Origin of the sequence: Collinsella aerofaciens, from assembly GCF_015670795.1 — a bacterium.
GTDB classification, from domain to species: domain Bacteria; phylum Actinomycetota; class Coriobacteriia; order Coriobacteriales; family Coriobacteriaceae; genus Collinsella; species Collinsella aerofaciens_Q.
In genome coordinates, this window is the sequence record NZ_JADPCJ010000002.1 from 1 (window position 1) to 24,539 (window position 24,539).

A 24,539-nucleotide genomic window follows, 5' to 3' on the forward strand; every position below is an offset into this window, starting at 1 on the left:
TATACGCCGTGATGCGCGACCGGGTGCCCTACCGGGAGTAGCCCCGACGGTTGACAAAACTATAGGAACACCCAATGAGTGGCCGAAGAGTGTCCCCGGCGACTAATCAAAAATGGGCCATGTGTCCCAGTTGTGGAGACTCGTTGAGCCGTCTGGGTATCGTGAAAGATCGCGCACTCCCCCATCATCAAAAGTGACACACGCTACCTGTTGATGGGAGGCAGCCATGGGCTTCTTTGACAAGATGTTCGAGAAGAAAGAGTGCGCGATTTGCGGTACCGAGCTGGGACTTTTGGGAAAGACCAAGATCAACGAAGGCTACCTGTGCAAAGAGTGCGTCGGCAAGCTCTCCCCCTTCTTTGGCGGCTATCGCTCCAGCACCGCGGACGATATCCGTGAGCAGCTCGCCTACCGCGAGGCCAACGCCGAGCGCCTGGCCTCGTTCAACCCCACGCGCACGCTCTCTGCCGGGCGCACCAACATCATGCTCGATGAGGACGCGGGCCTGCTGATCATTACCTCGCAGAGCCGCTGGCGCGACGCCAATCCCGACATCATCGAGTTCTCGCAGGTACTCGGCTGCGATATGGATATCGACGAGCATCGGACCGAGATCTATCGCGAGACCAAGGACGGCGAGCGCGAGAGCTACAACCCGCCGCGCTACGACCTGGATTACGACTTTAATCTGACCATTCACGTCAACACGCCGTACTTTACCGAGATCAACCTGCGCGTAAACGACTCCACCATCGATCAGCGCGGTTCCATCGAATACCGCGAGGCCAAGCGCCAGGCAACCGAGGTCCGCGATGCGCTGGTGCAGCTGCGCCAGGAAACGCGCGACAGCGTCGTGGCCGCTAAGGCCCCCAAGACCGCGGTCACCTGCCCCTTCTGCGGAGCCACCACCATTCCCGATGCCAGCGGGCGCTGCGAATACTGCGGTGGCGCCATCGGCGCATAGCCTCCGGCACGGAAAGGACCGATCATGGCCTTCGAGAGCGTCAACTATCAGTGCCCCGCGTGTGGCGGCCCCCTTCACTTTGCCAGTGCCGAGCAAAAGCTTGTCTGCGACTACTGCGATTCGCGTTTTGAAGTCGAAGAAGTCGAGGCCCTCTATCGCGAGCGCCAGGACAAGGCCGATGCCAAAGCCGATGCGGCAGCCGCGGCCCCCAAGCCTGCTGTCGACGATGCCGTGCAGGAGCTGGCTCAAAACGCCGGCTACATTTGCTCGTCGTGCGGCGCCGAGCTCGTGTCCGATGGCACCGTCGCCGTTACCACCTGCCCGTACTGTGGCAACTCCGCCGTGGCCCCCGGCCAGCTCTCGGGCGACTTCTCACCCGACCTGGTAATTCCGTTTAAGCTCGGGCGCGACGATGTCATGGCCGCGCTCAAAGACCACTACAAGGGCAAGATCCTGCTGCCCAAGAGCTTTGTCACCGGCAACCATATCGACGAAGTCCAAGGCGTTTACGTGCCGTTTTGGCTTTACGGCGCCCGCGTGGACGGCGAGGTGTGCTTTGATGCGACCAACGAGACCGTAACCGAGGAATCCGACCGCACCGTCACGACCACCGACCACTACGATGCCTACCGCAAGGGAAACATCTCGTTTAAGCGCGTGCCCGTCGACGGATCGTCCAAGATGCCCGACGGCCACATGGACGCCATCGAGCCGTTTGACTACGACGCGCTGCGCCCGTTTTCGGTCGCGTATATGCCCGGCTATATCGCCAACCGCTACGACGAGGATTGCGAGACCTGCAAGGCGCGCGCCGAGCGTCGTATGGAAGAAAGTACGATTTCGGCCCTGCGCGAGACCGTCGTCGACGAGTATGACGACGCCACGGTCGAAAGCAAGCAGCTCGACTACACCTGGGAAGACAGCGACTACGCCCTGTTCCCCGTGTGGATGCTTTCCACCTCGTGGAACGGCAAGAGTTATCTGTTTGCCATGAACGGCCAGACCGGTCGCATGGTCGGCGAGCTCCCCTGCTCCAAGCCCAAGCTCGCCATCGCCTCGGTGCTGTTCTTTGTGATCGGGTTTGTCCTCTCCCAGATTCTCTTTATGGGTGGGAATGCCTTCGATCCGGACTACCTCACCTTTGATGTCGAGGGCATCCTCATCAACATCGTCGCGCCGTTGATCATCGTGGTCATCGCAGACGTGCTACTGGTAGGCCAGCTCAAGACGGCCAACGAGGCCACCCACGCCGACTGCTACTGTGGCGAGCTCGACCTGACCGAGAAGCACGACACCTTCAGCCACACCGAGACCACCGTTGTCATGAAGGACAACAAGGACGATTAGCCATTCTGACCAATACCACCCGGCCTTTGACGAGAAAGGAAGATCACCATGGGACTCTTGAGAGCTGGATTGGGAGCTGCCGGCGGCGTCATGGCCGACCAGTGGAAAGAATTTATCTATTGCGAATCGATGCCCGCTGACGTCTTAGCCTGCAAGGGCAGCAAGCGCACCGGCGGCCGCAGCTCCAACACGCGCGGCGAGGACAACGTCATCTCCAACGGCTCGGTCATCGCCGTCAACGACGGCCAGGGCATGCTCGTGGTGCAAAACGGCAAGATCATCGAGGTCGCGCTGGAGCCTGGCGAGTTTGTCTTTGACACCGGCAGCGAGCCGAGCGTCTTTAGCGGCAACCTGGGCGATTCCATCAAGGAGACCTTCGCCAATATCGGCAGCCGCTTTACCTTTGGCGGCGACGCGGGCAAGGACCAGCGCGTCTACTTCATCAACACCAAGGAGATCATCGGCAACAAGTACGGCACCGCCTCGCCCGTGCCCTTCCGCGTGGTCGATAACAACATTGGCCTGGACGTCGACATCTCCGTACGCTGCAACGGCGAGTATTCGTACCGCATCACCAACCCGCTGTTGTTCTACACCAACGTGTGCGGCAACGTGACCGATAGCTACACGCGCGATAAGATCGACAGCCAGCTTAAGTCCGAGCTGCTCACCGCCCTGCAGCCCGCCTTTGCCAAGATCTCGGAGATGGGCATCCGCTACAGTGCCATCCGCGGTCACACCACCGAGCTCGCCCGCGCGCTCAACGAGGTCCTCTCGGCCGACTGGCGCGACCTGCGCGGCGTCGAGATCGTGAGCTTTGGCGTCAACTCCATCGCCGCCTCGCAAGAAGACGAGCAGATGATCAAGGACCTGCAGAAGGCCGCGGTCATGCGCGATCCCACCATGGCGGCCGCCAACATCGCCAGCGGCCAGAGCGATGCGATGCGCGCAGCAGCCGCCAACCCCAACGGCGCGATGGCCGGCTTTATGGGCATGGGCATGGCGGGCGGCATGGGCGGCATGAACGCCAGCCAGCTGTTCGCCGCCGGCCAGGCACAGCAGCAGGCTGCCCCACAGCCAGCTCCGGCACCCGCCCCCGCACCGGCTCCTGCCGCTGCCCCCGCGGCCGGCACGTGGACCTGCAGCTGCGGAGCCACCAACACCGGCAAGTTCTGCCCCGAGTGTGGCAGTCCCGCACCCGCCCCGGCACCGGCCAAGTGGTTCTGCCCCAACTGCGGCAGCGAAAACGGCGGCAAGTTCTGCAGCAACTGCGGAACGCCCAGGCCCTAGCCCCTCTATCCGGTAATTGGCGGGGAGGTCCGCCACCCCCGCATTTGCTTCTATGGGTTTCGTTCGATAAAGGAGGACACCATGAAGACAACGTTCAAAAAGTCCGCACTCGCATTTCTGACATGCGTCCTGGCGCTCGCCTTTGCCCTGACGGGCTGCAGCGGCGGCGGCAAAGACCCCAAGGCCAACTTCGTCGGCAGCTGGGAACTCTCGGGTGGAACCGTGGATGGCGAAGAGCTGACCGATGAGTACATGAAGATGCTCGAGGATTGGGGTGTCCACTGCGTCCTGATTCTCGATGAGGACGGTACAGGTGCCCTCGACCTGTTCCTTGAAGTCGTCGACCTTAAATGGGAGGCAAAGGACGCCACCACCGTAACCCTCACCGCCGAAGACGAGTCGTATGACATGAAGCTCAAGGACGGCAAACTCATCCTCGAAGAAGATGACGGAAATCTTGTCTTTACCAAGTCCGACAAGGATCTGTCCGGTACGGTAAAGAAGGATCGCGAGAACGCCGAGAAGGAAGATGAGATCGATGAGGCCGTCGAAGACGACGACGTCCAGAGCATCGAAATCTCCCCCGCCGTCACCGTCGCCGATGACGACCTGTGCACCATCACCATCACCGAGAAGTTCAAGGACGACTGGGGCGACATCGGCTTTGTCGTTAACATCACCAACAAGAGCGACAAGGACCTGACCTTCTACGCCCCCTCCGGCAAGACCAATGTCAACGGCACTATGAAGGACCCCTGGTTCTCGGCTCACCTGATGCCCGGTACCAACGCCACCGAGGAATTCACGTTCTCGAACGGCGAGCTTGACAGCCTTGACGACCTGGTCAACACGACCATCGGCATCGACGCCTATCTGACCGATTCCTACGAGGACGTCGCCTCTTACACCGCAACCATCGCGTAACGGCACGTAACATCAGCCGCGGATTGGCGGACACATCCGCGCACATGTCAGGCGGGGCCGCAGGAAATGATCCCGCGGCCCCGCCGCCTTGCGCCGACAGCACCGCTCGCACAAGCAGGCCGCCCGCCGTTTTCTGATGCAAAACGGCGGGCGGCCTATCTTTACGGCGCCGGAACACGGGTGAGCGCGTCGATTACGGGCGCTCCATGTTGGGAACGATGCTGCCCTCGGTCACCGCATGCACGGCAAGGCGCATGATGTTGTCGTAGCCGGTCTTGCTTAGGATCTCCGAGATGCGGCGCTTGATGGTGCCCTCGCTCATAAACAGCTCGGCCGCGATCTCGCGGCGGCTCTTGCCCTCGCAGGCAAGGCGCAAAATCGACAGCTCGACATCGTCGAGCGCCGCCGTACCCGAAAAAATGCTCTCGGGCGGCTTGGGAAACGTGCAATAGCCCGCCAGCGTGGAGCGCATCACGGCGAACAGCTCGTCGATACCGACGTTCTTGTAAACAAAGCTATCGACGCCCGCCTCGCGGGCCTGATCGACAAAGGTGATCTCGGGCATGCCGGTCATGATAATGATGCGGCACTCGGGCAGCTGCTCCTTGATGCGCGCCGCCGCCACGATGCCGTTGGAATCATGCTCGGTGCATACGTCCATCAGTATCATGTCCGGACGCTCCCTGAGCGCGACATCGAGGGCTTCGGAAGCGTCGGCGATCGCGGCGGCGACGGTCATATCGGGCTGGTCGCCAACGGAGCGCGCCAGGCTCTCGCGCAGGATGGCCTGGTCTTCGACTATAAGGACGCGAATCATGAGCTTCTCCTCCGAACAACAGCGTTGGGCGTAAGCGGGATGGACACCGCAAGCGTAAAGGGCGGGGCGGCGTGGACCTCTAGGCTGCCACCCAGATCTTGCGCGACATGCCTCATACCGGGGATACCCGTTCCCTCGCGATACGATACGGGGGCCGGGGACCCGTCGTTAGAAATCGTCATGCGCGCGACGGCGCCGGCATCCGCCCCCTCCTGCCACAGACGCACGTGGACCCGATGCGCCTGCGCATGCTTGGTGGCATTGGTCGAGGCCTCACGGATAATCTGCAAAAATGCGGTGGCGACACGCGCGTCCTCAGGCAGCGCACCCTCAACATCGATCTGCACACTCACCAAACCAAAAGCATGGACGATATCACCCAGCTGTTCTGCAGGCTCGCTGGCACCGTCACCGCGCAGATCGGCAGCAATTGAGCGCAGCAACGGATCAATCTGCTCGATCGACTCATCGTCCAGACGCCCCTCCTCCAAATAGCGATGAAGAACGGACAGGCGCTGCCCGATCACGTCGTGCACGCGAGCGCGCATACGTAGGTAGGCCGCATTGTCAGCAACTTTTTTGACTTCTTCGATCTGTGCCTGGAGTTCTTTGCCCGCAAGCTCAAGCAGGTGGTTGGCTTGCGCCAAGCGGTCATGAGCATGCGCGTACTCTGTCACATCAAGACCGATAATGCGCTCGAACGAACGTCCCGAAACCATAACGCGATCGCGCACAAATAGGCGAATCTCAGCGGGAGAGACCTCGACCACCGCACGCGCCTCACCAAAGCGGTCCAGATTAATCCGCACACGGTTCCTGCTGCTTTCGGGCATTTGCATGCTCAGTTTGCGCAGGTCGTTCCATGTGCTGCTCATGTCGCCTAGGTCGGTGGGCATATGAAGTTCCACCAGGTTTTTGCGCATGCAGCGGTTCATGAGCAGAGGACGGCCCCTCGGGTCCAGATACAGGATGCCCACGGGAATCACGTTGATGGTCTCGATCGTCGAGAACATGGTGATATCCTCTTGGCGGTTACGGACGTCCATCAAGAGCGCCGCGATGGAGCGGAACAGGAAGAACGCTCCCTCTGCGATAAGGACAACGGTCCACGCCGAGCCCATGGCAAGCACCACCGGCGGTGTCACGGCGGCAACGAGCAGCAACTCGGCCAACATGACGGGGCGGCGGTAGTGCACCATAAGTACCACACCATAGGCAAAGATCGCGGCATTAAGCCACAACGCTCCGCCCATTGCCCTGGCGCAAACGTCAAGCGGCGCCACCAGATACGAGCCAGACGACGCGAATAAGATGAGCGCCGAAATCATCAGGTGAAGCACAAGGCTCGCCTCGTAGGCGCAAATCACCTTACGGTTATAGGACGAGCGGCGCGATGCGATGAGCGGGACGTGGATCGTCTGCAGACACGCAGCCAGGGCAAAGACGACATCGAGCGCAACGATTTGGGGAAGGATGAGCGAAATCTGCATCGTCACTCACCCGCCCTCGGCATCAAGACGATCATGCGCAGCTGGCCGGGCTCGCCCTCAAGGCGGTATGCCACGTTGCGCCCTTGCAGAGCGCTTTCGAGCTCTTGCGCAGCGGGCGTCTGCGAAAGATCTGCATCATCGTTGGAAAAAAGCGTGGCGCGCAGCTCGACACTGCATCGGTCATGGTCGCCCAAGTGATACATAAGCGCCGGATGGTCGGTGGTGTAGGCAAAAAACGCAAAGTCATACACGCAATCGTACAGAGCGCTTACCGTACTGGCGTGCAACGGGCGCCGTATGGCGATAATCGAGGCGCAATCGATATCGATGGTGCGCAGGTCACTTGCGAGCTCGTTGGCAATGAGCTGAATGCGGTCGCAATCAAAACCGCTCTCCCCGTGCTGTGCCAACGTGAGCGACCCCTTGCGTTTGCAATAGGCGACAAGCATCTTGGCGCGCTGCAACATGCGGTAACGCTCGTGCGAAGACGCTTCGTCGGTCAACGGCGGCAGCGAGCTCAGGAGGTCGTACATCCCTTCGAGCGCGCGGGCAAGCGCCTGGTCCACGTCTTGGACCAGCAAGGTCTCGGCCTCTTGATCTGCCAAATGCGTCTTAAGGTCGTAGTCGGCGGCGAGCAGCTCGTTTTGACGCTGCAGCTCCATGCGACGATGTGCCAGTTCACGGTTAAGCTCGGTGAACTCCGATACGTCTTGGGCAAGCAGGGCCGATCCGCCCAGCAGCGGAAAGGCGCGATACATTACATCGGGATCGGACGCCACGGCAAAGGCATGGGCGCGCCCGTGCTCCTGGGTCCGCAACTCCTCACGCACGCCTACCGGCATTGGCTTTGACACCGGCGTGGCATAGGCCTCCTGCAAGTCGCGCGTTAGAACTTTGAGGTCGAGCGGCAAGGTGTCGAAGATGTCAGCGATGTCGTGATACGACGGAATGACACCGCAATCGAGACAGATTTCCATCGCCACCACGCACAAGACGCAATAGACGAGCGAGAAGTTGAGCCTCCATGCCCAGGGCACGCGCAGAGCATACGAGATGGCAAAGAATGCGCCGCCCAGCAGTACGAGCGCCGCCGTGCCCGAGAAACGCTGGATGCGAAAGGACGAGGACCGGCCAACCAGGATAAAAAAGGCCACGAAGTTAAAGGCCGTCCACACGAGGACGGCGAAATATCCCCAGCCGTACGTGTAGTCGTTGCTCCAGGTGTCGCTTGTACGGTCAAAGCGGAAGACCTGCTGGTGAAAATCGTTGGTGAGCACAAATCCGATAAGCAGGATGGCCACAATCCACAGCGCAGCGCAGTAGCGGCGACCCAGGCGGTGTTGCTCCAGGCCCGCAAGGCGCAGACCACACAACTGGTAGAGCAGTGGAATGAGCGTCATGGGCACGTAGTACAGGTACCACAGCACGGTGGCATAGAACGGCGTGAACGACTTGTACTTGAGAATGACTTCGATCATCCACAGGGCGCAGATGGTGGCGATGGCAACAAGGCGGCGGCGCAACACATAGTCCAAACAGCGCAGATAGACCGATACGCCCCAAATCGAAAATGCAATTGCGGCAACAAGCAGCGGGAGAGAGCTCGAATGGACGAGCGCATCCACGACCTCTTTGGACACCTCGCTATAGGCGGGCGCGGCGTTAGAAAGTTTGGGGTCGAAGGCGAACAGCGCCGGCAAGACTGCCAAAAGCATGAGGAACAGTGCGGTGATGGCGCCGGCGATAGCAAAGACGCGGTGACGATACGCCTGATGCGTTATGCCAACAAGGAATCGCGGCATGGCAAAGAGCGTGCCGCCCCTGGGATCCGCCACGGGAGCGGATCGGGCGGCCGCGTGGCCGATATGTCGCGTGCGGGTACCCATAGTGCTTTTAGTGTACCGACAGGCGGGCCCAAAAAGCGGGCCACATGTCCCAAAATCCGCAGACGGCAAGGTGCCCGGCGAACACATACTCGCCGGGCGCCTTGGTTAGGAGGCTATGAGGATGAGCACGCGAAATCCACAGCGGTCAGGCCCGCCCCCTAAGGGCCTGAGGTGCTCAAGATTGGGAGCGACAAGCCCGACGAAGCGTACTTAGGTACGCGAGGAGGGTTGGAGCCCCAAGGTTGAGCGCCTCAGCGCCCTTAGGACAGGTCCTCACCATTAGAAGCAATAACCTTCTTGTACCAGTCGAAGCTCTTCTTCTTGGAGCGCTTGAGGGTGCCGTTGCCCGCATCATCGCGGTCCACATAGATAAAGCCGTAGCGCTTGGACATCTCGCCCGTGCCGGCAGACACCAGGTCAATCGGGCCCCAGGTGGTGTAGCCCAACAGGTCAACGCCGTCCTCGGTCACCGCGTCGCGCATGGTCTGGATGTGCTGGCGCAGGTAGTCGATACGGTAGTCGTCGTTGATGGAACCATCCTCCTCGACAACATCCTTGGCGCCCAGACCGTTCTCGACCACAAACAGCGGCTTCTGATAACGGTCGTACAGGTCGTTAAGGGTGATGCGGAAGCCCAGCGGATCGATGGCCCAGCCCCACTGGCTCTCCTGCAGGTAGGGGTTCTTGGCGCCGGCGAAGGCATTGCCCTGGGTGCGCTCGACATCGGGGTTATCGGCACCGGCAGAGCAACGGGTGCTGTAATAGCTAAAGCTGATGAAGTCGACGGTGTTAGCGGCCAGGATCTCGCGGTCCTCGTCCGTCATGCCCACATCGATGCCCAGGCGCTCGAGCTTCTTGACGGCATAGGCCGGGTAGTAGCCACGGCTCTGGACGTCGACGAAGGAATAGTTGCTCTGGTTGTCAATCTGCGCCTGGCGCACATCGCCCGGACGGCAGCTGTAGGGATAGTAGCTACCTGCGGCAAGCATGCAGCCGATCTTGATCTCGGGGTCGATCTCGTGAGCGATCTTGGTTGCCCAAGCGCTGGCGACGAGCTCGTTGTGGGCGGCCAGGTACTCGACGGCCTCCTTGTTCTCGCCCTCCTCAAAGACCAGACCGGCACCCATAAACGGCAGGTGCAAGATCATATTGATCTCGTTAAAGGTGAGCCAGTACTTCACCAGACCCTTGTAGCGGGTAAAGATCGTGGTCGCGAGGTTCTTGTAGAAGTCGATGAGCTTGCGGTTGCGCCAGCCGCCGTACTCCTTGATGAGGTGAATCGGACAGTCGAAGTGCGTGATGGTCACGAGCGGCTCGATGCCCTGCTTTTGGCACTCGCGGAATACATCCTCGTAGAAGGCCAGGCCAGCCTCATTGGGCTCGGTCTCGTCGCCGTTGGGGAAGATGCGGGTCCAAGCCAGGCTCATACGGAAGGTCTTAAAGCCCATCTCGGCAAAGAGAGCAATGTCCTCTTTGTAGTGGTGATAGAAATCGATGCCGGTCTGCGCGGGATAGTAATAGCCGTCCTCGAAGTCGAGCATCTTGCGCTGGCCGGAGACCACCGCATAGCGCTCGGGGCCGTGCGGAGCCACGTCCACGTTGGCAAGGCCGCGGCCGTCCACGTTGTAGGCGCCCTCGCACTGGTTGGCAGCCGTCGCGCCGCCCCACAGGAAGTCATTACGGAAAGCCATGCATCAATCCTTTCGCACGCTGTTGTCATAGGCTCAGTATCCCTGCAAACAACGCGTCGCTCAACGGCAACGGCGCAGGCCGATACTTCTTTTCGCGTGCAGGCGCCCGGCAACCACCCCGTCTGACACTTTTTGATACCCACCTGCCCCAGCCGCCGCAAAGGGGACAGTCACCTTTGTGATGGCTGGGGCCCGTTTGTCTCGATCTGTAACAGTTAGGCCGCCAAAACCGGGCCTGGTGTTACAGATTGAGATTGTTCGGCCTGTCCCCTGCAGTTTGTCTCGATCTATAACAGGTAGAGGCGATTTAGCCCGCTAGATGTTACAGATCGAGACAGAAGATTCTAGTCGCAGGCGATGTCGAGGTTCTTTCCGATGAGGCCCACGTAGCCGCCTTCGGCTGCCTTGGGGCTGTCGGCGTGGCAGAGAACCCACTTGTCGGCCTTCCAATAGCAGTAGCTGTCACCGGTGGTAGGCATGTCGGCCGCAGCCTCGGGACGCGGACCGTTGGTACCTGCCGGCAGTGCGACCATCACCTGGAAGCCACCGTCATCGACCATGCACGGCGTGTAGTGGAGCGTGGTGTTGAAGACCTCGACAACCTTGCCCGCCGGCACGCGGAACGCCTTGACGAACGCGGTATCGAGCTTTCCGTCCTCGATCTCCCAGCGATGCCCCACGAGCAGGATAAAGTCGCGGGTGCCCAGGTTAAACTCACTCGCGCGGTGATACTCCAGACAGTTGAGTCGTGTGTTGTGGCCGTTGCACCAGCCGAGCTGGAAGGGGCGGCCGCCGTACATGAGCAGGCCGAGCGTGTCGGCGCCCTCAACCTGCTCGAGCTCGGGCGCGGAGGCCACGTATTTGCTGCCCTCGGGGATGGGCGTAGCCGCGAGTGCCTCGACGAGTGGAGCGGTCAGGCTGGACGGAACGTCATCCCACACGCGGCCATAGGACTTGAACTCGGGATCAGAGACAGAGTAGATATGCATGTTCACTCCTGTTCGTAAATGTGACTATACGAACATTCTAGAACAAACATGAGCGATTTTGAACGCTCGTCCTGACCACTCAACAAAAAGGCGCCCCCGCATAAGCGAAGGCGCCCAATCCGTGCGTTTTAGGCGATAAAGCCCTTACGCCTGCTGATAATGCAGGTGCTTCTCGTCGATATCGGCCAGGTCGCGGTCGAGGTAGCGGCGTGCGAGCCAGTTTGCCATGGGGAGGTTCTGGTCCAGATAGTTACCGCACTCCTCGGGAGCGGCACCGGGGACATCGCCCTCAAAGCCGGCGACAAACTCGAACAGCTCACGCACGAGCGACAGAATCTCCTCGCTCGTCACCTCACCAAACACGACGAGGTAAAAGCCCGTGCGGCAGCCCATGGGGCCAAAGTAGACAATGCGGCTCGACCACTCGGCATGGTTGCGAAGGAACGTCGCGCCCAGGTGCTCGATGGTGTGGCACTCGGCCGTGTTCATGACCGGCTCCTTGTTGGGCGTGGTCAGGCGCAGGTCAAACGTGGTGACGGCGGCGCCGGTCGCCGGATCGCGGTCGATGCGGCTCACATACACGCCGGGCTCAAGCAGCAGATGGTCAACGGAAAAGCTCGCGATGCGCTCCATGGCAGATCCTCTCGATAGTCAAATTGGGACGGGCTCTTTTAGCTGGTTCGAATGGTCGCACCAATCATACCAGTCAAAAAAGCCCCGTCCCAAATTGACTACCTGGGACGAGGACCAATGATTTTTTAATCCCCGTCCCAGAAAAACCATTCTAGGCTGTGTAGGCAATCGTTGATTTCACGGCGTGGCGCCAGCCGGCGATCTTTTTAGCGCGCTCGTCGGCGGGCATCGACGGCTCCACGATGCCGCGGGCGCCGTAGACGTCGACGACATCGCGCGTGTACATGCCCAGCGCAATACCGCAGGCCCAGGCCGCGCCCAGGCCGCTCATCTCGTCATTGCTCGCGATGCGGATGGGCGAGCCAACCAAGTCGCTCTCAAACTGCATCAGGTACGCGTCGCGCGTGGGGCCGCCGTCAACGCGAAGCTCGGCAAGTGCCGCGCCAGAATCCTCGACCATTGCGTCAATTACGTCAAAGATCTGATAGGCGATCGACTCGTCGGCGGCCTTCACGAACTCCGCGCGACCCGTGGTACGCGTCATGCCAAATACGCAGCCCTCGGCGTCACTCGCCCAGTGCGGCGCGCCCAAACCGGTAAACGCCGGCACAAAGTAGACGCGGCTCGCCGGATTGGCAGCGTAGCACAGGTCGGTAACTTCCTCGGGGTTATTGATGAGCTCCAGATCGTCGCGCAGCCACGTCTTGACAGCACCGGCGTAGCTCACGTTGCCCTCGAGCACGTACTCGGTCACGCCGTCCATACGCCATGCGACCGAGCTCGAAAGCCCGTGCGAGCTGGCAACGAACTCGTCGCCGACGTTCATCATGACCGAGCTGCCGGTGCCATAGGTCGCCTTAGCCATACCGCGGCTGTGGCAGCCCTGCGCGAACAAGGCCGCGTGGCTGTCGCCCAGCACGCCGTGAATGGGCACGGGCGCCGGCAAAAAGCCGCCCAGGTCCGTCATGCCGAACAGGCCATCGGAATCGGTCACCTGCGGCAGGCAGGCCACGTCGACGCCAAAGGCCTCGCACACTGGCTCGCTCCAGCAGCCACGGCGCAGGTCAAAGAGTTGCGTGCGGCTGGCGTTGGACCAGTCGCAGCGGAACTCCGCGCCGCCCGTGAGCGTCCAGACCACCCAGGCATCGATGGTGCCCAGGCACAGCTCGCCCGCCGCCGCGGCCTCGGCAGCAGCGGGAACGTTCGCGAGGATCCAAGCCATCTTGCCCGCCGGATAGTAGGGCGAGAGCACTAGACCCGTCGTGTCGCGCACCAGCTCGGCCACGCCCTCGCGCGCGGCCAGCTCGTCGCACAGCTCGCGGGCGCGGGCGCACTGCCACACCACGGCGTCGCACAGCGGCTCACCCGTCGTGCGGCTCCAGGCAACAGTGGTCTCGCGCTGGTTGGAGATGCCGATGCCGGCGACGTCGACCGGATCGACCCCGGTCTCCTCCACCACGGCGCGCGCCACGGCCAGCACGTTGGCGGCGATCTCGGCTGGATCATGGCTCACCCAGCCAGCCTCGTTGACAATCTGGCGATGCGGGCGATCGGCACGATGAATCAAATGGCCGCCCTCGTCCACCAGCAGCGCCTTGGTGCCCTGCGTGGATTGATCGATTCCGATGATGTAGCGGCCCATGGCCACCCCTTTCAAAACGAATGTGACAAAGGGACGGTCCCTTTGTCACATTCCAGTTACTCTGCGGGCAGGAACTCGGCGACGGTCTTGGCAATGCCTTCGCCGGTAAGCCCGTAGTGCGCAAAGACCTCGGGGCTCGTGCCGGTGATGACCGGCGCGTCGGGCAGGGAGAGGCATTTGACCGGACGTGGGCAATGCTCGCCCACCACCTGCGCGACCATGGAACCCAGGCCGCCGAAGGGGCTGTGCTCCTCGACGGTCACGACGGCGCGCGTGGCGCCGGCGGCCTCGATCACGGTCTCGGCGTCGAGCGGCTTGACGCAGTACATGTCGAGCACCGTCGCCGAGATTCCCTGCTCGGCCAGCAGATCGGCGGCGTCCACGGCGTGGCGGACCATCTCGCCGGTGGCGACGAGCGTCACATCGGTGCCGCGACGCACCCAGGTGGCGCGATCCATCTGGAACGGGCACTCGCCCTCGGCGTACACGTCCTCGACCGGGTTGCGCCCCACGCGGATGTAGGCCGGCTTGTTGTCGGCTACCAGGGCGCGCACGAGCTCGGCGGTCTGGAAGCGGTCACTCGGCAGATACACGCGCATGTTGGGAATCGCGCTCATGGCGGCGATATCCTGCGCGGAGTGATGGCTCATGCCCAAGGCGCCGTAGGACACGCCGCCCGAGATGCCGATGAGCTTGACGTTGGTGTTGGAGTACGAAACGTCGACCTTGCACTGCTCATACGAACGCGTGGTCACAAAGGACGCCGGCGAGGCGGCCCAGGCCTTCTTGCCGCACGAAGCCATGCCGGCAGCGATGCTCACCAGGTCCTGCTCGGCAATGCCGACCTCGACGGACTGCTGGGGATACTGATCAAAGAACGGCGTGAGCGATGCGGAGCCGCGGGAGTCGGAGCACAGGACGACGATATCCTTATCGGTCTTCGCGGCCTCGAGCAGCGTGTCGCAGATAACCTTGCGATTGGCGATCTTGTTAGCCATTGATGGCCTCCTTATGGGCAGCGAAATCGGCGATGATCTGGGCATATTCCTCATCATTGGGCAGGTGATGATGCCAGGCGGCCTTGTCCTCCATAACAGGCGAGCCATAGCCCTTCACCGTGTTGAGGATGATGACCGTGGGCTTGCCGCAGGTCTCGGCCGCAAGCGTCAGCGCGGCGTCGATGGCCCGGACGTCGTTGCCCGGAATGGAGAGCACGTTCCATCCGAAGGCTGCCCAGCGCTCCTCCTGCGAGTCCTGCTTCATAACGTCCTCGGTGCTGCCGCTGATCTGCAGGCGGTTGCGGTCCACGAGCGCGCACAGGTTATCGAGCTGGTAGTTGCCGCCGCTCATGGCGCCCTCCCAGACCGAGCCCTCGGCAAGCTCGCCGTCGCCCATGATGGTGTAGACGCGATAGTCGCGGCCGTCCATCTTGCCGGCGAGCGCCATGCCCACGGCCACGGGCAGGCCGTGACCCAGCGAGCCCGAGTTCATCTCGATGCCCTTGAGCTTGTTGTTGGGGTGACCGATGTAGGGGCTGCCGAACTTGGAGAAGCGGGCCTTGACGTCATCGAGATCCAGATAGCCCTCGTGGCAGAGCACCGCATAGTAGGCCTCCATTGCGTGGCCCTTGGAGAGCACGAAGCGATCGCGGTTGGGATCGTCGACGGTCTCGGGCGAAATGTTGAGATGGTTGGCGTAGAGGGTCATGAGGGCATCGATCACCGACATGTCGCCGCCGATATGGCCGCCGGCGCCAGCCATGATGATATCGACGCAATCGCGGCGAAGGTCCCAACGCAGGGATTCAAGCTCTTCGATAGTTGCCATTTCTACTCTCCTCGCAGGTAGGCTTTGACGTCTTCTTCAATCGGGTCGTACAGGTCGGGGGCAATGCCGATGTACTTGCACGCCTCGTAGAGCACCGGCACCACGTTGGCGTGAATAGCGACGCAGTGGTGGATGTAGGGGCCCTCGACGATCTTGGCCTCGAGGCGCTTGAGGTTGTCGACCTCGACCCACAGGTAGGTGCCCATGCCGGCCGGGCCGTCGATGCCGCGGGCATTGCCCAGCAGCAGCGAGTACTCGCCGTTGTCGCCGTCAAAGCGGGCAAGGGTGAGGTCGCCGTGCTTGGCCTCGGCCGTCAGCGCGCCGGGGTGATCGAAAGCCAGCGGGTAGGTGAGCTTGGGCTTGACGGCCGCGCAGCTGCAGGGCCAGGGGCCGCAATGCTGCAGCAGCTCGCCGTTCTCGTTATCGGGATGGCGCACGGTCCAGTCGGCGAACATGCCGCGGTGACGGCCCAGGTCGGCGGCCTCGACCATCAGCGCGGTGATGGCGCCGTGGATATCGGTCTCGCATACGATAGGAATGCCCATCTCGTTGAGGATGGCGTTGGCGGCGCAGGGCATAATGCCCAGCTCGTCCTGCAGAGCGTTCCAGCACTGAATGGCACCGGCGTTGCAGCCATACTTCTCGACCAAGCGCTTCATGGCGATGGCAAGACCGGCGACCGCGGGGACCTTGTCCTCGGGGATGCAGATCTCAAAGCTGTCGTTGATGTGGGCAAGCATGGCGGCCATGGCCTGCTCGTCGGCCTGGGCGTCGCGCACAGCCTGGACAAGTTCGGTCATGGGGATAGGCGAAAGCTGGATGTTGAACTTCTCGAGCAGCTCGCCCTCGTTGCACATGGTCGACCAGAAGTCGAATGGACGGGTGGCCATCTGCAGGATGCGGGTGTGCTTGAAGGTCTTGACCACGTTGCAAACGGCCAAAAAGTCCCAAACGCCGCGCTCGAACTCGGGGTCGGTCAGGCGGCAGTTGGTCATGTAGGTGAAGGGAACCTGGAAGCGGCGCAGGACCTTGCCGGTGGCGAACAGACCGCACTGGCTATCGCGCAGGCGCGTGCCGTCGGGCTCGGGGCGCTCGTCGCGCGGGCCCCACAGCAGCACGGGCAGGCCGAGCTCGCGGGCAAGGCGAGCGCAAACGTACTCGGTGCCAAAGTTGGCGTGGCACAGCATAATGCCATCGACGCCCTCGGCGCGGAATTTCTTGACGATAGGCTCAATGTGGCTGTCGTCGAACAGCAGGCCCTCGTCATTGATGTCGTCGATATCCACGATGTCGACGCCGATCTCGCGCAGGCGATCAGCCGTCAGGCCGCGATACTTGATTGCGTCCGGCGCGCTAAAGATGCTGCGGCGCGTGGGCACAAAGCCGAGCTTGATCTTGTCCATGTACGTCCTCCCCTAATCACATGTTCAGTAAACAGACGCATGTTTCGTTTTGTTCTGTTTACTAAATGTTTTACTCTTTTGTTTAATAGTCTAGCGCGAAAGTCCCGTAAACGGTAGAGAAATCAGCCTAAACGGTATGTAAACAAACTGAACATACAAGGGAAACAAAAAGAGGGCCCCGAAGGACCCTCTCTTAGTAGCGTTAGATATGGCTGCCTTAGCGAGCTTTGCCGCCCTGCGCCCCGGCGTTTTCTTCGCCTAGATCTCGCACACGCTCTGGCGCTCGACAAAGTAGGTCGACACGGCCGTCTTGCAGGTATAGCTCTTGGGGTTGCGGATGTTGCCCACCAGGCGACGCACCGCGATCTCGCCCACCTCGTGCTTGGGAACATGCACCGTGGTGAGCGGCGGGTTGGAGAAGGCGCCCAAAGACAGGTCGTCAAAGCCGATGATCGAGACATCCTCGGGCACGCGAATACCGTGCTCGTTGAACGCGCGCATGGCGCCCACGGCGAGCACGTCGTTCTCGGCAAAGAAAGCCGTCGGCAGATCGTCGCGCGAGACGTTGTCGAGCCACACGCCCATGTTGCGATAGGCACCCTCGAGCGTGGTGCCCAACGTGACACGCCATGCCGGATTGGCCTCGAGGCCCGCGTCCTCAAGCGCTTGGCGATAGCCGCGCTCGCGGTCCTTAAAGTTGCGGATCCGAAGGTCGCCCGCCAGATAGCCGATTTGCCTGTGGCCTTTCTCGATAAGGTAATCCACGGCACGCAGCACCGAATCGGTGTTGGCGATGACTACGGCATCGAAGTACTGGCGATCGCTCCAGCCGTCGAGCACAATCAGGTGGGCGGCAGCGTCGGCGAACAGGGCGTAGTCCTCCTCGCCCAGCTCGGTACCCATCAGCACGATGGCGGCCGACGGGTCGGCGATCAGGCCCTCGACCTGCGGGCGCACGGCGTCCAGGTCGCTAAAGTCGAGCGAGACAAAGCTCGTGCTCATGCCGTGGCGACGCGCCTGGCGCTCCACGCCCTCGATAACCGCGGGATGGAAGGTGCTCTCGTCCAGGATGGCGCCCGTCTTGCGCGCAAGCACAAACTGGATGCTCTCGAGCTGCGTCGACTGCTGATAGCCAAGCGACTGCGCGCACTCCAGGATGACCTTGGCGGTCTCCTCGCTCACGCTGCGCTTGCGGTTGAGCGCGTTGGACACGGTTGCGGGCGAAAAGCCGGTAATGCGGCTGATCTCGCGGACGCTTGCTTTAGCCATCGTTCCCCCTAGCATCGGTCGCGGCCGAGCATCGTGGCTTGACCGCCCCGTGGCTCGGCAACTAAACGACCGCAAATTCAATCTAAACAGAAGAGTAAATGTTTATTAGCTAGTTTAGCCTGTTGTCAAGCAAAGTGGCGCGACTATTCCCCCAACGGGCACATTTGCTCGGTAGCTAAAAAAGCCCCGTCCCAAATTGACTACATGGGGCGGGGCACGGAAATCATCTAGCCAAGAACATGGGCCATGCGCGCCTTGAACTCGGACAGGAAGCGCGGGGCATCCACGGTCAGCGCCACAAGCGCGCTCTTGTCCGGATCGGATAGGCGGCGCTCGTCGCAAATGGTGCGGCCGCGATACTCGCCCAGCAGATCAACACGCAGATTGCAGCCGAGCGCACCCACGAGCGTGGGGTCAATCGCCACAGCGACGGCAAGCGGATCGTGCAGCGCGCAGCCACCCAGGTAGGGGGCGTTCATCTCGTACGAGCCAATGTAGTGCTCCACCATGCTCGCAAACGCGCAACCGGCCATGGTGCCCGAACCCGTCCAGCCGGCAATGTCGCGACGCGTGAGCACCACGCGATGCGTCACATCCAGACCCACCATAGTGAGCTTGCGGCCCGAACGCAGCACGGCATCGGCCGCCTCGGGATCACTTGCCATGTTGGCCTCGGCACCCGCACTCACGTTTCCGGGCACGGTAAGCGCACCGCCCATCACGACCACGCGACCGATAGACATCATCGCCGCCGCATCGCGCTCCAAGGCAAGTGCCAGGTTGGAGAGCGGGCCGGTCGCCACGTAGATCAGATCGGGGCCATAGGTGCGCGCGGCATCAATCAGATAATCGACCGCCGCGTTACCGTCGGCCGACGTCGCCCCCACCGGCTCGTACGGCGACGCGGGCACGCTCGCCCCGCCAATGCCGTTCTTGCCGTGGATGAGCGTGGTGGACGCCGGCGGTGTATAGGGCTCAGTCGCCTTCATGGGACGATCGGCGCCCAGGTACACCGGCACCTCGGGGCGACCCAGCAGATCGAGCACTGCCAGGCAGTTGTGCGCCGATTGCTCGACGCGCACGTTGCCAAAGCACGTGGTGATGCCCACGAGCTCCACCTCGGGGCTCGCGATGGCATAGGCAAGCGCCATCGCATCGTCCACACCCATATCCAGATCAAGGATCAGCTTCTTGATTGCCATTGTTCTACTCCGCTTCTCCGTCTTGTATCGTTTAACCAAACCAATGTTCAACTTCGGCGCGCGTGGGAATCGATTGCTGAGCGCCCAGGCGCGACACCGTCACCGCCGAGGCGCGAGCACCCGCGGCCATGCACTCAAAGAGCGGCAAGCCCTCCAGACGAGCCGCGGCAAGCGCACCGATAAACGTATCGCCGGCGGCCGTGGTATCGACTACCGTGCTCGAAAGTGCCGGCATACGCAGCGGCTCGCCGTCATCGCCGAGCGTAACCGACCCGGCGCCGCCCAACGTGATGACCGCAGCGCCGGCGCCCTTAGCAAGCAGGGCGTTGAGCGCAGCGGCGCAGCTCTCATCGTCCTTGGGCAGGATACCCGTCAGAACCTGGCACTCGGTCTCGTTGGGGCAGACCAAGTCGACCGCAGACCAGGCCTCCGCAGGCAACTCACAGGCAGGCGCTGGATTAAAGACCGTATAGAACCCCAGCTCGTGAGCGCAAACAAGCGCCTCGGCAGTCGCTGCAAGGTCACATTCGCCCTGGGCGATAAAGACGCTTCCGGCAGCCGGGGCAATATCGCTGGCGTCTCCGTCGAGCCCATCGGTCACCAGGTGCCTCAGCGCGCAGGCAACGTCCTCGCCCGCGAGTGCATGGTTGGCGCCCGGCGACAACACGATGCGGTTGTCGCCCTCGCAGCGAATGATGGTCGCCGCGCCCGTCTCCACGTCATCGCGACGCGCCACAAACTCAACGCCCACGCCAGCATCTTGGAGCCCCGCCACGAGCGATGCACCGAACGCATCGCGCCCGACCGCGCCAATCATGCACGTGCGCGCACCCATGCGCGCAGAGGCAACGGCTTGGTTAGCGCCCTTGCCACCGGCGTTGGTGATAAAACCGCTGCCGCCGACGGTCTCGCCCGCGCGCGGCATGCGCTCGCACGCCACCGAAAGGTCCATGTTCATGCTGCCGAACACCGCAACGATGCCGCGATCTGCCATGGGAACCTCCTCATCTGCGGGCCTTATGCCCACCGTCGGCCGTCGATCGTGCGCCCTCGCACCTCTATAACTTTAGTTCACTTTGATGTGAACGCGCCCTTGAGGTTGCGCCAGCAGCAAGCATTCACAGGAGCAGGCAGCTACAATGAATATGTGCTGATTATTCTCGTCATTGGATGATGTTTTATGGAACAATTCCCACCATCGAGCCCACGCGGCCCGCGCCGCGCGCCCGATAACCAGGCGCCGCACGAACGCCCGCGCACCGACCGCCGCGCCGACGAGTCGCGACGCGGCCCGAGCCCGCATCGAACGCCCACCAACAAGGGCGCCTATGCAGCCAAGACCAACACCGGCGCCACACGCTCGTCCGCTACCGACCAGCAGGCACCCGCTCGTCCCAAGTCCCGCTACATTCCTGCGCTCGACGGCCTGCGTACGCTCGCCGTCGTCGCGGTGGTGCTCTATCACCTCAACCTCACGTGGGCTCAGGGCGGCCTGCTCGGCGTCACGATCTTCTTTGTGCTTTCGGGCTATCTGATCACGCGCTTGCTGCTCAACGAAGTCGCTAAGACCGGCCGCATCGACCTTAAGAGCTTCTGGATTCGCCGCATCCGTCGCCTGGTCCCCGCCGTGGTAACGGTAGTGTTCGTGACCTGCGCGCTGTGCACCATCTTTAACCACGTGATGCTCACCAAGATGCGTCCCGACATCCTGCCGTCGCTGCTGTTCTTCAACAACTGGTGGCAGATTGCCCAAAACGTCTCGTACTTCAATGCCCTGGGCGACCCCTCGCCGCTCACGCACTTTTGGTCGCTTGCCATCGAGGAACAGTTCTACCTAATTTGGCCGCCACTGCTGTTTGCCATGGTATCCATGCATGTGAGCAAGCCCAACACGCGCCGCGTGGTTCTGGGCCTTGCCGCTGTTTCCGCCCTCGCCATGATGGTGCTTTACAACCCTGCCGCCGACCCCAGCCGCGTGTACTACGGCACCGACACCCGCGTGTTCTCGCTGCTGCTGGGTGCCTGGATGGCCTTTATCCCCGATCGCGACCTGGCGCCGGTGCGTCTCGCACATCGTTTGGGGCTCAATCGCCTGGCTGGCGCCGCCAAGCACGGCAAGAACGCCGAGGGCAAGCCCGGCGAGAAGGCCGACGAATCAGCCGAGACCGCCCCGGCACAGCCGAGCGCCCTCGTGCGCTTTTGGTCCTCGCCCGCATCCATCGATGTGTTGGGCGTCGTGGGTCTGGTTGGCCTTGCCGCCATGGTCGCGCTCACCAACGGCTACACCGCGTTCCAGTATCGCGGCGGCACGCTGTTATGCTCCATCCTCACGCTCATGGTCATCGCGGCCTGTGTGCAGCCCCAGGGAATGGTTGCCCGCGCGTTGTCCGCCGAGCCGCTCGTGTGGGTTGGCAAGCGCTCGTACAGCATCTACCTGTGGCACTATCCGCTGCTGTTGCTCATGAACCCGGTCGCCAACATCAACGATACGCCCTGGTGGCAGTACATTTTGCAGGTGCTGCTGGTGGTCGCCGTAGCCGAGTGTTCCTATCGCTTTATCGAAACGCCATTTAGGAAGGGTGCCTTCGGCCGCACCGTCGCCGAATTCCGCGATGGCACCACCACGCCCGCCAACTGGGCACGCGCGCACGTCCCTGTCTGCGCAGCCTGCGCTGTCGTGTTGGTCGTTGCACTGGGCGGTCTGATCTTTGTGCCCGAGACGTCTGCGCTGAGCGGCGAGGGCGCCGAAGTTCTGAACAAGGAAGCCGAAAACACCGCGCCCACCGACCAGCAGGCGGCCGACGACACCGACAAGGACAACGACGGCTTCCCCGATGGCTCCTACGACCTGTTGATGATCGGTGACTCCGTGTCACTGCGCGCCGTTGATTCCTTTGACGGCGTGTTCCCGCACAGCCATATCGATGCCGAAAAGGGCCGCCAGTTTGATGCGGGCCGCGCGACATTTGAGGGCTATATCCAGCAGAACCTTGCCGGCAAGATCGTGGTCTTTGCCCTGGGCACCAACGGTTTGGTAACGGACGCCCAGGTCGACGCGATCATGGCCGACGCCGGCGAGCAGCGTATCGTCGTGTTTGTAAACACGCGTAGCCCGCAGCCGTGGGTCGGGTCCACGAACCAGGCCATCGCCAACGCCGCCACGCGCTACAAGAATGTACGCGTTATCGACTGGTACGGGCACAGCGCCAACCGCAACGACCTGTTCGATGGCGACGGCACGCACCTGTCGACTACCGGCGTGACCGAGTACCTCAACCTGATCCACGATGCAGTCAAGAAAGACCTGCCCGTGCACCCCGAGGACCACGTCAACGATCCGCAGCCGGCAGCCGTCAAGTCCGCCGCCGACGCACTCGTCAATGCCCTCGCCTACAAGCCGCGCAAGCTGGGCACCGACAAGTAACGCGCAGCATAATCTGTTTACACCCGCAGGGGGCGCTCCTTAACTACCGGCACCTGGAGGCACTCCTGGCGCGGCCAATGAAGACCTCTGCGGATGAATTCCAAGCCGCTCCGCCGCTCCAGACATCGTTTCCGCGCCTCGCGCCTGCCCCAAACAATCAAAACAAGCCCTTTTCGCCGCGACCTCAAAGGTCCGTGGGCAAAAAAGGGCAAATATGAGTACTGTTACCATTTTAGTCGCAGGCAAAACCACCCAAAAAGACGTCCGAGCATCCCCTACAACCCCCTAAAGCAGCCAACCTGACTGGTTTAAGGCGTATTGGAGCCAATTTAATGAACATACTATGGGTTATGTTCATTATCTTCTTGGATGTAAATGCTATTCACTTAGCAACAGTACTCATATTTGGCATTTTTTGCCCACTGCCATATAACTAACACTCTATAGCAGACAAAATACAGGCCGCAGCCCATGGCGGCGGCCTGTTAAGAACCAAAAGTGAGCGTTAAGCACCGTAGCCCATCGCTTGCAGCGCAAACATGACGACCGTCAGCACCGTAATCACGCCGATAGTCGCCCAAGTGAGCACGTTCCATACGCGGCCGTTGCGGTTGGCGCCCATAATGTGGCGATCCGCCGCGATAACCACCTGGAATACCAAGACTACGGGCAGCAGCACGCCGTTGATGACCTGCGAGGTCATCATAATCTGGAACAAATCGACGCCAGGCATGAGCACCAACACGGCAGAGATGCCAATGATAGCCGTAATGATGCCGCGGTAAACCGGGGCCTCGTCCCAGCTGCGGTCGGCGCCGCGCTCCCAACCAAATGCCTCGCAGATAGCACTCGACGTAACGCCCGGCAGCACGCAGGCGGCCAAGAAGCTCGCCGCGACCAGACCTGAGGCAAACAACACCGTGGACCACTGACCCGCGATGGGCTCCAGCGCGCGGGCGGCATCGGCGGCATCGCTAATCTGAATACCCGCCGGAAACAGCACCGTACCGGTCGTGATGATAATGAAGCCAGCAATGATATCAGCGGCGATCGAGCCGCTCACGGTATCAATACGCTGCAGCACGATGTCGTCCTCGCCCGCATTCTTATCGACCACGTTGTTCTGAGCCAAGAAGATCATCCACGGTGCGATGGTAGTACCGATCGTTGCGACCACGAGCGACACGTAGCTGGGATCGTTCTGAATATTGGGGACGACCAAGTCGACCGCGACCTCGCCCCAGTTGGGGCCGGCCATAAACGCGGCGACGATGTAGGTCACGAACACGCAGCTTACCAGCAGCAAAATCTTCTCGATGCGCTGGAAACTGCCCGACATGGTAAGCATCCACACCAGCAGCGCCACCAGCGGCACCGAGATGCTCGCCGGCACACCAAAGAGGGCAAGACCGCTCGCGATACCCGCAAACTCCGAAATGGTCACGGCCGTATTAGCGATCAGCAGCGCCGCCATGGCCAGCACGCTCCTGCGCACGCCAAAGCGCTCGCGGATGAGCGACGCCAGGCCCTTGCCTGTGACGCAGCCGCAACGCGCCGCAGTCTCCTGCGTCACGATAAGCAGCACGGTCATGACGGGAAGCATCCACAGCATCTTGTAGCCATAGCTGGCACCGGCGCTGGAATACGTGGCGATGCCGCCGGCGTCATTGCCCGAAAGCGCCGCCAGAAGGCCAGGGCCCATGGCGCCAAAGATGGCCGCGATGGTCAGCTTTTGCTTGGT

Annotated in this window: 19 protein-coding genes; 5 read left to right on the top strand and 14 right to left on the bottom strand. The window is 61.7% G+C overall.

Annotated elements, in window-relative coordinates:
• The first annotated feature begins 226 nt into the window (after positions 1–226).
• The 4 genes from I4W09_RS01125 to I4W09_RS01140 all read left to right on the top strand — a co-directional run bounded on the left by I4W09_RS01125 (position 227) and on the right by I4W09_RS01140 (position 4,525).
• On the top strand, positions 227–964 hold the full coding sequence (locus tag I4W09_RS01125) for a DUF4428 domain-containing protein (RefSeq protein ID WP_118271011.1): 738 nt from the start codon (positions 227–229) through the stop codon (positions 962–964).
• Positions 965–988: 24 nt separating this feature from the next.
• Positions 989–2,311 carry a hypothetical protein gene (locus tag I4W09_RS01130; RefSeq protein ID WP_196031339.1) on the top strand — a complete coding sequence of 441 codons (1,323 nt, stop codon included), beginning with the start codon at positions 989–991 and terminating at the stop codon, positions 2,309–2,311.
• Between the two features lie 48 nt (positions 2,312–2,359).
• Positions 2,360–3,601, top strand: coding sequence for an SPFH domain-containing protein (locus tag I4W09_RS01135; RefSeq protein ID WP_196031340.1), 1,242 nt, complete (start codon positions 2,360–2,362; stop codon positions 3,599–3,601).
• An 81-nt stretch (positions 3,602–3,682) separates the two neighbouring features.
• On the top strand, positions 3,683–4,525 hold the full coding sequence (locus tag I4W09_RS01140) for a hypothetical protein (RefSeq protein ID WP_196031341.1): 843 nt from the start codon (positions 3,683–3,685) through the stop codon (positions 4,523–4,525).
• Between the two features lie 193 nt (positions 4,526–4,718).
• Here the strand turns inward: I4W09_RS01140 and I4W09_RS01145 are convergent, their stop codons facing one another.
• From I4W09_RS01145 to I4W09_RS01205, 13 genes are all read right to left on the bottom strand, one after another.
• Positions 4,719–5,342: a response regulator transcription factor gene (locus tag I4W09_RS01145; protein WP_196031342.1), complete on the bottom strand. Its 624-nt coding sequence runs from the start codon at positions 5,340–5,342 to the stop codon at positions 4,719–4,721.
• The gene (locus tag I4W09_RS01150; protein ID WP_196031343.1) at positions 5,339–6,838 is read right to left on the bottom strand and encodes a sensor histidine kinase; all 1,500 of its coding nucleotides are present in this window, start codon (positions 6,836–6,838) and stop codon (positions 5,339–5,341) included. The genes I4W09_RS01145 and I4W09_RS01150 overlap by 4 nt, the downstream gene beginning before the upstream one ends.
• On the bottom strand, positions 6,835–8,718 hold the full coding sequence (locus tag I4W09_RS01155; RefSeq protein WP_230318599.1) for a histidine kinase N-terminal 7TM domain-containing protein: 1,884 nt from the start codon (positions 8,716–8,718) through the stop codon (positions 6,835–6,837). The genes I4W09_RS01150 and I4W09_RS01155 overlap by 4 nt, the downstream gene beginning before the upstream one ends.
• A 260-nt stretch (positions 8,719–8,978) precedes the next feature.
• Positions 8,979–10,409: a 6-phospho-beta-glucosidase gene (locus I4W09_RS01160; RefSeq protein WP_196031345.1), complete on the bottom strand. Its 1,431-nt coding sequence runs from the start codon at positions 10,407–10,409 to the stop codon at positions 8,979–8,981.
• Between the two features lie 344 nt (positions 10,410–10,753).
• A complete protein-coding gene (locus I4W09_RS01165; RefSeq protein WP_196031346.1) occupies positions 10,754–11,398 on the bottom strand; it encodes a DUF4867 family protein in 645 nt (214 codons plus the stop codon).
• 144 nt (positions 11,399–11,542) lie between these two features.
• Positions 11,543–12,031, bottom strand: coding sequence for an S-ribosylhomocysteine lyase (locus I4W09_RS01170; protein ID WP_055252152.1), 489 nt, complete (start codon positions 12,029–12,031; stop codon positions 11,543–11,545).
• 151 nt (positions 12,032–12,182) lie between these two features.
• Positions 12,183–13,673: an FGGY family carbohydrate kinase gene (locus tag I4W09_RS01175; RefSeq protein WP_196031347.1), complete on the bottom strand. Its 1,491-nt coding sequence runs from the start codon at positions 13,671–13,673 to the stop codon at positions 12,183–12,185.
• A 56-nt stretch (positions 13,674–13,729) separates the two neighbouring features.
• The gene (locus tag I4W09_RS01180) at positions 13,730–14,671 is read right to left on the bottom strand and encodes a transketolase family protein (RefSeq protein ID WP_196031348.1); all 942 of its coding nucleotides are present in this window, start codon (positions 14,669–14,671) and stop codon (positions 13,730–13,732) included.
• Complete coding sequence (locus I4W09_RS01185; RefSeq protein WP_199576976.1) at positions 14,664–15,500, bottom strand: transketolase; 837 nt, start codon at positions 15,498–15,500, stop codon at positions 14,664–14,666. Before I4W09_RS01185 ends, I4W09_RS01180 begins: the two co-directional genes overlap by 8 nt.
• A gap of 2 nt (positions 15,501–15,502) precedes the next feature.
• Entirely contained in the window at positions 15,503–16,903 is a 1,401-nt protein-coding gene (locus tag I4W09_RS01190) for an L-fucose/L-arabinose isomerase family protein (protein ID WP_195535695.1), read from the bottom strand.
• A gap of 258 nt (positions 16,904–17,161) precedes the next feature.
• Positions 17,162–18,172 (bottom strand): LacI family DNA-binding transcriptional regulator, encoded by a 1,011-nt coding sequence (locus I4W09_RS01195; protein ID WP_196031349.1) that lies wholly within the window; start codon positions 18,170–18,172, stop codon positions 17,162–17,164.
• A 227-nt stretch (positions 18,173–18,399) separates the two neighbouring features.
• Positions 18,400–19,374, bottom strand: coding sequence for a nucleoside hydrolase (locus I4W09_RS01200; protein WP_196031350.1), 975 nt, complete (start codon positions 19,372–19,374; stop codon positions 18,400–18,402).
• Positions 19,375–19,405: 31 nt separating this feature from the next.
• A complete protein-coding gene (locus I4W09_RS01205) occupies positions 19,406–20,368 on the bottom strand; it encodes a ribokinase (RefSeq protein WP_196031351.1) in 963 nt (320 codons plus the stop codon).
• 186 nt (positions 20,369–20,554) lie between these two features.
• On the opposite strand from I4W09_RS01205, the gene I4W09_RS01210 reads away from it, so the two are divergent.
• Entirely contained in the window at positions 20,555–22,798 is a 2,244-nt protein-coding gene (locus tag I4W09_RS01210) for an acyltransferase family protein (protein WP_196031352.1), read from the top strand.
• A 505-nt stretch (positions 22,799–23,303) separates the two neighbouring features.
• Here I4W09_RS01210 and I4W09_RS01215 read toward each other — a convergent pair.
• The gene (locus I4W09_RS01215; protein ID WP_196031408.1) at positions 23,304–24,500 is read right to left on the bottom strand and encodes an Nramp family divalent metal transporter; all 1,197 of its coding nucleotides are present in this window, start codon (positions 24,498–24,500) and stop codon (positions 23,304–23,306) included.
• Positions 24,501–24,539: the final 39 nt, after the last annotated feature.